Here is a 13,169-nt window from a genome sequence, read left to right on the forward strand (position 1 = left end):
CGAGAGTGTAAATGAAACGACGACAATTGATAGGCTATGCTGGGGCGGGTTTAGTAACGGCTGTAGTTACTAATTTAAGTTCTCACGTGCCAGTAAATGCCCAATCTAGCGGTGTATCAATTCAGTGGTTAGGTCATACTTGCTTTTTATTAACTGCTGGGAATATAAAAACACTCATTAATCCCTTTCGGACTTTGGGGTGTACTGCTAAGTATCGTCCCCCAAAAGTAGCGGCTGATTTGGTATTAATTAGCAGTCAACTTTTGGATGAAGGTGCAGTAGATCAACTACCAGGAAATCCTAAATTAGTTTATCAAGCTGGAGTTTATGATTTTAGGGGTTTGAAGTTTCAGGGAATTACCACAGATCACGATCGCAATGGAGGCAGACGATTTGGAAAAAATGTGGTTTGGAAACTGACCAAAGGGGGAATTAATATGCTTCATTTAGGGGGATCTGCTTCACCAATTACCCTAGAACAAAAAATTCTGATGGGTCGCCCCGATGTGTTATTTATTCCCGTGGGAGGCAGTGCTAAAGCTTACAATGCCCAAGAGGCAAAACAAGCGATCGAGGTCTTAAATCCTAAGTTAGTCATTCCCACCCATTACCGCACCCAAGCTGCTGATGCTAACCAGTGTGATATTACCCCAGTAGATGATTTTCTGGCTTTGATGCAGGGTGTTAATATCCGCCGGAGTAATAATGACTCTCTGGTAATTAGTGCTAAGAGTTTGCCAGAAAATACCGAAATACAGGTTCTGAGTTATAAATTTTAAAATTGTTGGTTGGGTTGACAGCAGAAAACCCAACCAGACTATCAATTACTTATTTGTTGCATGATAGTTCTTCCTTATCAATTTTAGCATATCATATCCAGCCGTGCTTGTCAATGGGTTTCTTTTTAATAAACGCGAACATTTTGCACCAAAAAAGTTGGGTTTCCTTGCGTCAACCCAACCTACGCTGAACAGTTCAAAAAATATTGGTAGGTTTTCCCAATGACCAATGACCAATCACCAATCACCAATCACCAATCACCAATCACCAATTACCAATTGTCAATTGTCAATTGTCAATTGTCAATTACTAGATCAAGCTGTATACCATTCTGGAGTCAGCTTCTCTGTATCAGCAACAGGAGTTTCTGTTGCTAGAGTTCCATCCATAGTCCAGATGAAATCTGCGGATGTTTGTTGATCACGCCAGTAAATATCGGTCTTACCATCACCGTTGAAATCACCCAAAGATGCTGTCAAACCGGGGGTATTGCTGGGTAGGAAAGCTTCAGAACTGACTGCTGTACCATCCATCAACCAAGCGGTATTTGCGCCAGTAGTCGCATTATGCCAGAAGATGTCAGTTTTACCATCGCCATTAAAATCGCCAATATTAGCACTCCAAGCTGCATCTAGTGTGCTGACAACACCCTCAGTCACAAAAATGCCATTCATTGTCCAAATTTTGTTCTCACCGGTGGCGGTATTGCGCCACAGAAGGTCTGTTCTCCAGTCGCCGTTGAAATCGCCTAAGCTATAAGTCCAAGAAGAATCTTGTGATTGTAAATCATACTTGGTGGCTTGGCTACCATCCATAAACCAAACACTATTTGTGCCGGTTGTGTCGTTACGCCAGAAAATGTCACTCTTGCCATTTGCGTCGAAATCAACAATGCTTGCAGTCAAACCTAGCTCTGTGGTGTCGAGAACGGTTGCACTAACTACTGTTGTTCCATCCATTTCCCAAATAGCATTTTGGCCAGTAGTTGCATTATGCCAGAAGATGTCAGTTTTGCGATCGCCATTGAAATCGCCAATATTCGCACTCCAACCTGGATCAACTCGATCTAAAGCTAGGAAACTAGAGACTCTTGCGCCATCCATTAGCACAACTACATTCTCACCAGTTTGTTGATTACGTAATAAAAAATCAGTCTTATTATCGCTGTTAAAATCAGCAATGTTATAAGTCCAGACATTTAAATCATATTGACCTAAAGAAGCCTGTTCCATAACTTTTGTTCCGTCCATTAGGCGAACCAAAATTTCACCAGTTTGGACATTTACCCAAAGTTTATCGGTTTTACCATCACCGTTGAAATCAGGAACAACGGCTGCACTGGTTAAATAAGGATTAGGATTGGGGTTAGCACTGCCGCCAATAGGAGGTAATTGATCTAATGGATTTATTGGTAAGAATGGGTCTTCTTGTGCTTGAGGTGCAGAACTTATAGGAGATGATTGATCAAGAGAGGTTGTCAAAGATTTTGATTTTTCAAGGGATTGTAAACCCCAATTGCTTGTATTTAAAGATAAGGGTGATTGATCAGGCATGATGTGTTTTTATTAGTAATTAATATCCATTTTTAATTTGATTTCTATGAAGATTCTGTAAACAGAAAACATTTGTTTAATTATTTTTGTTGAATGTCATTATTTGTAGATATTTTCATAATGTTCATGCACACTAACATTTAAAATTAAAAGTAATATTTGAGCAATCTAAAAATATTTTATTTTCTATTCATGTCATTATTTAATGATGAAATCCTGTTTTAATGACAATTTCATTTAGAGAAGTTCTCAAAGATTTGCGAAAATTGCCATAGTCCACTAAATTAAAAATTGGCTAAAATAACTGAAATTAGCAATTTTCCTGGCACATTTCTCTGTAGTCTATAATTGTTAAAGCAAAAAACAATACTATCAATAAATTAGCTATGCAAACAGAATATCGGCAACGTCGTGAGCAGTTAATGGCGAAAATAGGCAGCGGTACAGCGATTTTTAGAAGTGCGCCAACAGCAGTAATGCACAACGATGTCGAGTATGTTTACCGTCAAGATAGTGATTTCTTTTACTTAACTGGCTTTAATGAAGCCCACGCAGTAGCAGTATTAGCACCCCATCACGCAGAACATCGGTTTATATTATTTGTCCAACCCAAAGATCGAGAAAAAGAAGTTTGGAGTGGTTATCGCTGTGGAATAGATGCAGCGAAGGAATTTTATGGTGCTGATGCAGCTTACCCCATAGCCGAACTAGATGAGAAGTTACCACAATATTTAGAAAAAGCCGATCGCATATACTATCATTTAGGGCGCGATCGCTCTTTTAATGACAAAATCCTCAAACATTACCAAAATTTACTGCGAACCTATCCCAAGCGCGGTACAGGTCCAACTGCGATCGCTGATCCTAGTATTGTCCTCCACAGTTTGAGATTACATAAAAGTAAAACAGAATTAGACTTGATGCGTCAAGCTGTAGAAATTGCTGTAGAAGCTCATAATCATGCTTTACAAAATACTGCACCTGGACGTTATGAATACGAAATCCAAGCAGAAATAGAACATATTTTCCGAATCCGTGGTGGAATGGGACCTGCTTATCCTTCCATTGTCGCCTCTGGTAAGAATGCTTGCGTTTTGCATTACATCGAAAATAATTGTCAAATGCAAGAAAATGACTTGCTATTGATTGATGCTGGTTGCGCTTATGGTTATTACAACTCCGATATAACACGGACATTTCCCATTAGTGGTAAATTCACACCCGAACAAAAAGCATTATATGAAATTGTATTAGAAGCACAAAAACAAGCAATAGCAGCAGTAAAACCAGGTAATTCCTTCCATGCACCTCATAATACAGCCGTGCGGATATTGACAGAAGGATTAGTAGAACTGGGTTTGCTGAAAGGGGAAATTGATAAATTAATCGCTGAGGAAAAATATAAACCCTTTTATATGCACCGTACCAGTCATTGGTTAGGTTTAGATGTGCATGATGTAGGAGTTTATCAACATGGAGAAAACCCGCAGATTTTACAACCAGGCCAAGTGCTAACCATAGAACCCGGACTTTATATAGTACCCGACACCAAACCCGCAGAAGACCAACCCGAAATTGACCCCCGTTGGGTAGGGATTGGAATTCGCATTGAAGATGATGTATTAGTTACCCCAGCAGGAAATGAGGTACTAACTGCGGGAGTTCCCAAGGAAGTCAAAGATTTAGAAAAATAAACTTTAGCCCGGATTTCTCACATCACGCTATGATCGGATAGAGTGCCTAATTAGTGCCTAAATTCTCCGCATCTACCATGACGACTTCCACACCAGAACCCCAGCCACCAAATACACCTATTACCGATACAAATCTGGTAGAAGATCGTAGCAAGCTGAGTAAAATGTACCAGCACTATGTAGAGGTAAAAGATAAACATCCTCATGCTTTGCTGTTGTACAGGGTAGGTGACTTTTTTGAAACTTTTTTCCAAGATGCTGTAACCGTATCCAGAGAATTAGAATTAGTTTTAACCAGTAAACATGGTGGTGAAGTTGGTCGTGTAGCCATGACAGGTGTACCCCATCACGCTTGGGAGCGATACACAACCATGCTGGTAGAAAAAGGTTACGCTGTGGTGATTTGTGACCAAGTAGAAGACTCGGCTGATGCGATTGGTTTAGTTAAACGGGAAGTAACGCGCATTCTCACCCCAGGAACTTTGTTAGAAGAGGGAATGCTCAAAGCGAGTCGCAATAATTACATAGCGGCTGTGGTAATTGCTGTTAATCATTGGGGTTTAGCTTACGCAGATATATCAACTGGAGAATTTCTCACATCTCAAGGGAGTGATTTAGAACACTTGACGCAAGAGTTAATGCGATTGCAACCTTCGGAAGTGCTGTTTCCCACGAACGCCCCCGATTTAGGTAGTTTACTACGTCCTGGGGAAACTTCGCCATCTCTGCCCCAATGTTTACCACCTTCATTCTGTTATAGTTTGCGATCGCAAGTTCCCTTTTCCCAAGCCGAAGCTAGAAGTAAATTATTACAGAAATTCAAACTGCGATCGCTTGAAGGTATCGGTTGTGAACATCTTCCTCTGGCAGTTCGCGCCGCTGGTGGTCTTTTAGACTACATTGAAGATACACAAAAAGCCAATCCAGTCTCGATCCAATTATTACGCACCTATACATTAACTGATTATTTAATTGTCGATCATCAAACCCGCCGTAACCTAGAAATCACCCAAACCGTCCGCGATGGTACATTTCACGGTTCTCTATTATGGGCTTTAGATAGAACTAGCACCGCCATGGGAAGCAGGGCTTTAAGAAGATGGTTGTTACAACCGCTACTAGAAATTAAAGGGATTAAATCACGCCAAGATACCATTGAAGAATTAGTTGAAAATACGCCTTTGCGTCAAGATTTACGGCAGTTATTAAGGCAAATTTACGATTTAGAGCGTTTAACAGTCAGAGCCGCTTCTGGTAGAGCTAATGCACGGGATTTAATGGCTTTAGCTGATTCTTTCTCCCGTTTACCAGAATTATCGCGCTTGGTTGCAGATGCTCATTCTCCGTTTTTAAAAGCTTTGCAAAAAGTCCCACCGATCCTAGAAGAAATAGCAGAAAAATTACACGCTCATATCGTAGAATCACCACCCATCCAGTTAAAGGAAGGTGGTTTAATTCGCGCGGGAATTAATCCGCTTTTGGATGAAAGAAAGGCTACTGTAGAAAGTGATCAACAATGGATTGCAAACTTAGAAGTTGATGAAAGAACGAGAACGGGAATCCCGACTTTGAAGGTAGGATTTAATAAAACTTTTGGTTATTATATCAGTATTTCCCGCAGTAAATCTGACCAAGTTCCTGATAATTACATTCGTAAACAAACTCTGACAAATGAGGAACGTTACATTACTCCTGATTTGAAAGAACGAGAAGCGCGAATTCTTACAGCGCGAGATGATTTAAATCAGTTGGAATATGAGATTTTTGACGCATTACGGGATGAGGTGGGTTCTCACGCCGAAATTATTCGGAATATTGCCCGTGCGGTAGCTGCCTGTGATGTATTATGTGGTTTGGCGGAATTGGCTGTTCATCAAGGTTACTGTCGCCCGGAAATGCTGACAGGACGGGAGATTAACGTGATTGATGGTCGTCACCCGGTGGTGGAACAGTCTTTACCTGCTGGGTTTTTTGTGCCTAATTCTACTGGATTAGGAGGAATGAACCACGAAGGAGCGAAGGACACGAAGGAAGAAGGGAAGAAGACATCCTATCCTGATTTGGTGATTTTGACGGGTCCAAATGCGAGTGGGAAGAGTTGTTATTTAAGGCAGGTGGGTTTAATTCAGTTGATGGCACAGGTGGGTAGTTTTGTTCCTGCTAGGTCGGCTAGGTTGGCTGTGTGCGATCGCATTTTTACTCGTGTTGGGGCTGTAGATGATTTGGCTACTGGTCAATCTACGTTTATGGTGGAAATGAATGAAACTGCAAATATCCTCAATCATGCAACTGCGAAATCTTTGGTTCTGTTAGATGAAATTGGTCGAGGAACTGCAACTTTTGACGGTTTATCAATTGCTTGGGCTGTGGCGGAATATTTAGCAGTTGATATTAAATCTCGAACGATTTTTGCAACTCATTATCATGAGTTAAATGAATTGGCTACTATTATTTCTAATGTGGCAAATTATCAAGTTACTGTTAAAGAATTACCTGATCAAATTATCTTTTTACATCAAGTTCAACCCGGTGGTGCTGATAAATCCTATGGGATAGAAGCTGGAAGGTTAGCGGGTTTACCGGCGGTGGTAATTAAAAGAGCAAAACAGGTAATGGGACAAATCGAAAAACACAGTAAAATAGCTATGGGTTTACAGAATTTAGAGTAGTTAGAAGAAGGTGACAGGTGACAGGTTACAGGTGACAGGGAATAGGAAGGAGAAGATAAAATGTTCTTCATTCTTCATTCCGGCCTGCGGTACTAGTTTAAACCTAAATCTTGAGAAGTAATGATGCTAAAGCGATCGCGTCCTGCTCTTTTTGCTTGATAAAGTGCATCATCTGCTGTTTTAATCAGAAATGCAGCCGGAATATCAGCAGCAGGAATCATAATAGCCACTCCTAAACTGACTGTAATTTGATGACTTATCTGAGAAGCTGTATGGGAAATTGCCAATTTTTGAACTTGAGAACGAATTTCTTTAGCTACAAGTATCGCCTCTTCCATGTTTGTATTCGGCAAAATTACCGCAAACTCTTCTCCTCCATATCGTGCTACTAAATAACTAGGTTTTTTAATAGCTTTAGTCATAGCTTGAGCCACTTTTTGTAAACAACTATCTCCGGCTTGATGTCCGTAAGTGTCGTTATATAGTTTAAAAAAATCTACGTCACATAAAATTAGAGAAATTGAGGAATTTTCCCTAGCCATACGTCTCCATTCCTGCTGAAAATATTCATCAAATCGGCGACGGTTAGGAATTTGCGTGAGTCCGTCATAATTAACAAGATGTTGGAGAGTTTGATTTTCTGCTTTGAGTTTGAGATCATCTTGCCAAATAACAATTCCTGTAGTCATTACTAATAAAGTTATTGGTGCAGCAACAGGTAGCCAATAATTTATTTTTAACATGAGCAAACTGAACAGTTGCCAGATTACATATAGCCCTATACAAAATCCTAATTTTTTCCGAGAATACCAACGAACAATTACTAAACTCCATAGAGGACCTGCTAATAGGAATAAGATGATCCATGCCCCAGCCGGAAAGATATGTAAAAAATTATCCTCAAATAAATTACTAATAAAAGCTGCGTGTAAGTAAACTCCTCCTGTCGGTGGATCATAATTAAAGGGTGTGACTAAAACATCAATACCCGGAGCAGTAACTCCTACTAAGACAATTTTATTTTTAAATATATTGGCTGATACTTTTCCCTGCACTACATCAACAAATGAGTAATGAGGCATTTGATTTACCTGACTTGGCCAGTTAATCAACAATGGCTGTTGTAAATTAGGAAATGGAGGTATTTCCGTAAAAATTCCATAAGCTTGGATAGCGGCAATTCCTAATGCGGGAATACCATTAATTAAAGGCTGTATTTTCCGGATCATACCATCTCCATCTTTTGCTCCCAATATATGCCCTGTGGTAATAGCGGCTGCTTCCAATTCAGCTACAGGAAACCAAGGTTCTCCTTGGGTATCCCAAGCTTGTGCTAGAACTACATTTCCATGTTGCTGCATGGCTTTTGCTAAGGCGGCATCATTGAGGCTAGAATCAGAAAAAATAATATCAAAAACAACTACATTTGGCTGGGCTGTATTCAGTACATTTAATAACTCTATATATCTGGTTCTTTTCCAGGGAAAATGTTTAAACTCTGCCAAACTTTTTTCATCTATTGTCACTACTACTACCTGCTGATTCCAGTTAGTATTTCCCCGTAGTCGAAATAGGTTGTTGTATGTCATCCATTCCAAAGGTTGGAAAATTCCTAATTTTAGCAAACAAGTAACTATGAACATAGCTATCCAACCAGGAATAGATAACTTTATTCTCTTGAAGAGGCTAAGTATAGCTTCCTTTCCCGCAGGATTACGCCGCAGGTATTGTAATAGCCAATATTTTTTGGTCACTGATGTTTCTGTAAAAATTAGATTACTCTTGTATCTAATTTAAGCGATCGCCTGCACCTTTGCAACTTTTATACAATCACTAATAGGCTAACAATCATGGGAAAAAAACGCAGGTTTGTAGTGAGGACTTTAGTCCTCATTTAAGGGCTTCAGCCCTTACTACACTTAATCTAAGTTGATTTATTTTTGTCTAGTACACAACGGCGTAAGTAAACCAACCATTAAGAATTCTCAAAAAGCTTGTGTCATCTGCTTTTTTAATTTTTAATTTTTAATTTTTAATTCCGCCCTGCGGTACTAGTTACTTATAATGAAATTATCAGTTTTGAGAATCTCCCCTTCCAGACAAAAACTGCTCTTGTGAAAAGTCTCAACAAAAGCAGTTAAAATTAATTTTTTAGCAATACTAGCGCCATTTTTTGTAAATTGGATTGACATAAAAAACCCAACTTACAAATCAAGAATATTTTCAATTTGGCGCAAACAACTAACAATTAAAAATTGATTCAAAGCTTATGTAATCTGCTTTTTTAATTTTTAATTATTAATTTTTAATTCTGCACTGTGGTACTAGGCATCATCAGGTTCAAATTGTGCCACTGTGACAGCATTAAACGCAAAAGATAAAACTAAAGGAATCGGACATTTAAACCAAAAGGTGTAAATCACTGCTAAGATAGTAGTAGATATGGCCGCACAAGCCCAATACATTTCTTGATTGGTGAATCCATTTTCTTCTTTAATTACTCTCAACACATTCATGGGGATTGGTTCTGGCATAACTCCACCAGGAGGAAACGCCCAATAGTTGTCACGTCTCTCCATAAATAAATCTGTCCAGCCGTTTTCTAAGCACCATGCTTCAATCCATTGAATAGAGTAATGATTCATCATAGAAATACCAATTTTGCCTTTTGTGTGTGCCTTTCGTCAATTTCAATAACTTAAAAATTTTTAGTCAGATCACTGTTAGCAATAACATTAACTTTAAAGTCATGATTCTGGATATTGATTAAACATTTTATCCATATTAGAAATCTTGCTTTCACAGCTATGACCATAATTAACAGATTAACAGTAGTTTTTAACAGTGAACTTCAAAAGATAATAAACTTTACTTGTAATCAAACTTAATGAATAATTGTAAATACACAGATCCTGAATCAATGAAAATTTGATCACCAACAACTTGATTAAAATATAAAATCGGGAAATTCAACCTTTACAACCTTGATTATTTGCGCCTCTGCGACGGCAGTCACTCATGGGGGAAACCCCCAAGACCGCGCTGCCTCGCCTTTGCGTGAGAAATATTCATATATTTAATCAGCCACGCCCAGATTAAACTAGATAATTAGTAACTTGGACTTATCAGCTATGTTTTGGCAAAAAGCCGTAGGATTGATTTTAGGAATTATGGTTTGGTGCATAGCACAACCAGCATTATCAGACTGGACTCATCCTTTATCATTTAGTAATGCAGAGTTGTCAAGACAAGATTTTTCAGGACAAAGTTTACAAGCAGCAGAATTTTCTAATGCTAATCTGGAAATGGCCAATTTTGAGGGTGCGGACTTGCGAGGAGCAGTTTTAAGTGCTTCAGTCATGACTAAAGCCAATTTACATGGAGCAGATTTAACAAATGCAATGGTGAATGAGGTAAAATTAATAGGCGCTGATTTAAGTAATGCTGTTTTAGTAGAAGCTATTTTATTCCGCACTATCTTTACAGATGTTAATATTGCAGGTGCAGATTTTTCAGATGCAATTCTAGATAAAGCGCAAATTAAAGAACTATGTCAAAAAGCCAGTGGTGTAAATTCCCAAACTGGTGTAGAAACTCGTGAGTCGTTAGGATGTCAATAAAACTTGGTATAATTGGTGGTGGACAACTGGCTTGGATGATGGGAGATGCAGCAAAAAAGCTGGGAGTAGAATTAATAGTCCAAACTCCTAGTCAAAATGATCCGGCTGTATCTATTGCCAAAGATAGCATTTTTGCCGCAGTTGATGATGCTGCTGCTACGGAAATTTTAGCGACAAAGTGTGATATTATTACCTTTGAAAATGAGTTTGTCAACCTGGCGGCATTATCTCAACTCGAAAAAAAAGGTGTTTGTTTTCGTCCTCAATTAGCAGCTTTAGCACCTCTGTTAGATAAATATGAGCAACGTTGCTATTTACGAGATTTAGGTTTACCAGTTCCCCAGTTTTTTGCATTACCAGGGGAAAAAGATATAGAATCTAAAATTGCAGATTTGGGTTTTCCTGTTGTTCTCAAAGCGCGAAGACATGGATATGATGGTCAAGGAACTTTTATCATTCCCGATTTTTCAGCTTTATCCAAAATCATTAATCACAGCAATACCCAGTTTTTAGTAGAAGAATTTGTTCCTTTTACTAAAGAATTAGCGATAATTGCAGCCCGTTCTGTGAATGGGGAAATTGTCATCTATCCAGCGGTAGAAACTTTCCAAGAAGAACAGGTATGTAGATGGGTAATTGCACCAGCTATAATTACCAAAGAACAAAATTTAGAAATTGAAGCGATCGCTCATAAACTATTAAATAGCCTCCAATATATAGGAGTCTTGGGCATTGAATTATTTCTCACTGCTGATGGTAAAATCCTAGTTAATGAAATAGCACCCCGCACTCACAACTCTGGGCATTTTTCCCTTGATGCTTGTGAAACTTCCCAATTTGAACAACACCTGCGAGCCGTGTCTAGTTTACCGTTAAACAATTCCATATTACATTGTAGTAGTGCTGTAATGGTTAATCTCTTAGGCTATGAAAACTGCCAAAGTGACTACCAAAAACAACGTCAACAACTAGCAGATATTCCCCAATCTACTGTTCATTGGTATGGCAAAACAGAAGCTCGTCCAGGACGGAAACTGGGACATATCACTGTTTTACTAGAGCAAGATAACCGCGATGCGGTAAAACACATTATACACCAAATTGAATCTATCTGGTATCCCCCAGAAAAAATTTCCCAAAATTTTCCCTAAATTAGCACACAAACTATTTTTCAAAGCTATAATGAATTAGTTGCACTACGACGATTGGTGACTGCCATCAAGTTTTTTGATCTATGTCTTTAACAACAAGGGAGCTAAATAGTTCTCATGGCAGTATACCGGGCTTGTACCCGGAAACTTTAAATGAGAATCCTCTGTTCCCACCTGGTTTACCCAGGTCATAAACTTAGGTAAAACGGCGTTGCGGTGAACTAAAAAATTTTAGCTTCCTGGTTTATTCAACTGGGGAGCTTTAATAGTATCGCAGGGCGGAATTGAAAATTAAAAAAGCAGATGATACAAGCTACCTGAGAATTTTTAATGGTTGATTGATTTCCGCCGTTGTGTACGAGAATTCCCTAAATAAAGTCGCAGAAATCTCGAAACTGATTACAATACTCAAGATGAAATATAATTCTCTTGCGTAACTAATCATGGAAAATTTTGTTTTTTATAATCCAGTTAAAATCTTATTTGGTAAAGGTCAAATTGCCAACATTGCCCCAGAAATCCCCGCAGATGCTAAAATTCTCATTACCTACGGCGGCGGTAGCATTAAAGCCAATGGCGTTTATGATCAAGTAAAATTAGCCTTAACTGGACGGAATGTATTTGAATTTGGTGGGATTGAACCCAACCCCCATTTAGAAACTTTGATGAAAGCCGTTGAATTAATCCGCAAAGAAGGTATTGATTTTCTATTAGCGGTGGGTGGTGGTTCAGTTGCAGACGGGACTAAATTTATAGCTGCTGCTGTTCCCTTTGTGGGCGACCCCTGGGATATTTTAGCAAAAGGCGCACCAGTGACTGCGGCTTTACCAATGGGGGTAGTTTTGACTTTACCCGCAACTGGTTCGGAAATGAATACAAACTCAGTTGTTACTAAGTGGGAAACGCAAGAAAAGTTATTTTTCGCTAGTCCCTTGGTGTTTCCTAAATTTTCAGTTCTTGACCCAGAAACGACTTTTTCCCTCCCTCCTAGACAAATTAGTAATGGGATAGTTGATGCTTTTACTCATGTCATGGAACAGTATTTAACCTATCCGGTAAATGCACCATTACAAGACCGCATGGCTGAATCAATTTTAAAAACTCTGATTTCCGAAGGACCAAAAACTTTAGAAAATCCTACAGATTATGATGCACGGGCAAATTTAGTTTGGTCGGCTACAATGGCGTTAAATGGGTTAATTGCTGCGGGTGTTCCTCAAGATTGGACGACTCACATGATTGGCCATGAGTTGACAGCGTTGCATGGTATGGATCATGCTCAAACTTTGGCGGTTGTGTTACCTAGCACTTTAACAATTAGACGCGATCGCAAATGGCAAAAACTTCTACAATATGCAGATAGAGTTTGGAATATTGTCAGTGGTTCTGAAGAAGAACGGGTAGATACAGCAATTACTAAAACTCGTTATTTCTTTGAATCAGTTGGTGTTCGCACTCACTTATCGGATTATGGTGTGGGAATAGAAACAATTCCAGTGGTGATCAAGAATTTAGAAAAGCATGGGATGATAGCTTTGGGTGAAAATAAAGATATTAACCCGCAAGTTGTTGAACAGATTTTAGCTCTTTGCGCTTAGAAATTAAAACCATAGGTCAGGCTTTTGTCTGACCTATTAATCCTATTTGATTTTTTAAATACAAGTATGATGAGTAATGCCCACTCTACAGCAAGATCATTTTA

Annotated in this window: 9 protein-coding genes and 1 other RNA gene; 7 read left to right on the forward strand and 3 right to left on the reverse strand. The window is 38.9% G+C overall.

Features of this window, described 5'->3' with window-relative positions; translation table 11 throughout:
* Nucleotides 1-11: 11 nt before the first annotated feature.
* Entirely contained in the window at nt 12-779 is a 768-nt protein-coding gene (locus FJR04_RS05545; RefSeq protein ID WP_168492531.1) for an MBL fold metallo-hydrolase, read from the forward strand.
* A 315-nt stretch (nt 780-1,094) separates the two neighbouring features.
* Here the strand turns inward: FJR04_RS05545 and FJR04_RS05550 are convergent, their stop codons facing one another.
* The gene (locus tag FJR04_RS05550; protein ID WP_168492533.1) at nt 1,095-2,333 is read right to left on the reverse strand and encodes a VCBS repeat-containing protein; all 1,239 of its coding nucleotides are present in this window, start codon (nt 2,331-2,333) and stop codon (nt 1,095-1,097) included.
* Between the two features lie 386 nt (nt 2,334-2,719).
* Between FJR04_RS05550 and FJR04_RS05555 the strand changes: the two genes are divergently transcribed.
* Nucleotides 2,720-4,027, forward strand: coding sequence for an aminopeptidase P N-terminal domain-containing protein (locus FJR04_RS05555; RefSeq protein WP_168492534.1), 1,308 nt, complete (start codon nt 2,720-2,722; stop codon nt 4,025-4,027).
* Nucleotides 4,028-4,104: 77 nt separating this feature from the next.
* Nucleotides 4,105-6,696, forward strand: coding sequence for a DNA mismatch repair protein MutS (gene mutS, locus FJR04_RS05560; protein ID WP_168492535.1), 2,592 nt, complete (start codon nt 4,105-4,107; stop codon nt 6,694-6,696).
* Nucleotides 6,697-6,788: 92 nt separating this feature from the next.
* Here mutS and FJR04_RS05565 read toward each other — a convergent pair whose 3' ends face one another.
* Complete coding sequence (locus tag FJR04_RS05565) at nt 6,789-8,450, reverse strand: diguanylate cyclase domain-containing protein (RefSeq protein WP_371717218.1); 1,662 nt, start codon at nt 8,448-8,450, stop codon at nt 6,789-6,791.
* Nucleotides 8,451-9,020: 570 nt separating this feature from the next.
* The gene (locus FJR04_RS05570; RefSeq protein ID WP_168492537.1) at nt 9,021-9,344 is read right to left on the reverse strand and encodes a hypothetical protein; all 324 of its coding nucleotides are present in this window, start codon (nt 9,342-9,344) and stop codon (nt 9,021-9,023) included.
* A 483-nt stretch (nt 9,345-9,827) separates the two neighbouring features.
* Here FJR04_RS05570 and FJR04_RS05575 point away from each other — a divergent pair, with 483 nt between their 5' ends.
* The 4 genes from FJR04_RS05575 (at nt 9,828) to FJR04_RS05590 (ending at nt 13,065) form a co-directional block, all read left to right on the forward strand.
* Nucleotides 9,828-10,316, forward strand: a complete 489-nt coding sequence (locus tag FJR04_RS05575; protein ID WP_168492538.1) for a pentapeptide repeat-containing protein — start codon at nt 9,828-9,830, stop codon at nt 10,314-10,316.
* Entirely contained in the window at nt 10,307-11,467 is a 1,161-nt protein-coding gene (locus tag FJR04_RS05580) for a 5-(carboxyamino)imidazole ribonucleotide synthase (protein ID WP_168492539.1), read from the forward strand. The genes FJR04_RS05575 and FJR04_RS05580 overlap by 10 nt, the downstream gene beginning before the upstream one ends.
* Nucleotides 11,468-11,506: 39 nt before the next feature.
* A non-coding RNA gene (ssrS, locus tag FJR04_RS05585) (6S RNA) lies at nt 11,507-11,691 on the forward strand.
* 219 nt (nt 11,692-11,910) lie between these two features.
* Nucleotides 11,911-13,065, forward strand: a complete 1,155-nt coding sequence (locus FJR04_RS05590; RefSeq protein WP_168492541.1) for an iron-containing alcohol dehydrogenase — start codon at nt 11,911-11,913, stop codon at nt 13,063-13,065.
* Nucleotides 13,066-13,169: the final 104 nt, after the last annotated feature.

The organism is Anabaena sp. UHCC 0204, assembly GCF_009711975.1.
GTDB lineage: Bacteria > Cyanobacteriota > Cyanobacteriia > Cyanobacteriales > Nostocaceae > Dolichospermum.

Coding starts and splice junctions, on each gene's coding strand:
- FJR04_RS05545 (WP_168492531.1), top strand. CDS start 12: ATGAAACGACGACAATTGATAGGCTATGCTGGGGCGGGTTTAGTAACG.
- FJR04_RS05550 (WP_168492533.1), bottom strand. CDS start 2,333: ATGCCTGATCAATCACCCTTATCTTTAAATACAAGCAATTGGGGTTTA.
- FJR04_RS05555 (WP_168492534.1), top strand. CDS start 2,720: ATGCAAACAGAATATCGGCAACGTCGTGAGCAGTTAATGGCGAAAATA.
- mutS (WP_168492535.1), top strand. CDS start 4,105: ATGACGACTTCCACACCAGAACCCCAGCCACCAAATACACCTATTACC.
- FJR04_RS05570 (WP_168492537.1), bottom strand. CDS start 9,344: ATGATGAATCATTACTCTATTCAATGGATTGAAGCATGGTGCTTAGAA.
- FJR04_RS05575 (WP_168492538.1), top strand. CDS start 9,828: ATGTTTTGGCAAAAAGCCGTAGGATTGATTTTAGGAATTATGGTTTGG.
- FJR04_RS05580 (WP_168492539.1), top strand. CDS start 10,307: ATGTCAATAAAACTTGGTATAATTGGTGGTGGACAACTGGCTTGGATG.
- FJR04_RS05590 (WP_168492541.1), top strand. CDS start 11,911: ATGGAAAATTTTGTTTTTTATAATCCAGTTAAAATCTTATTTGGTAAA.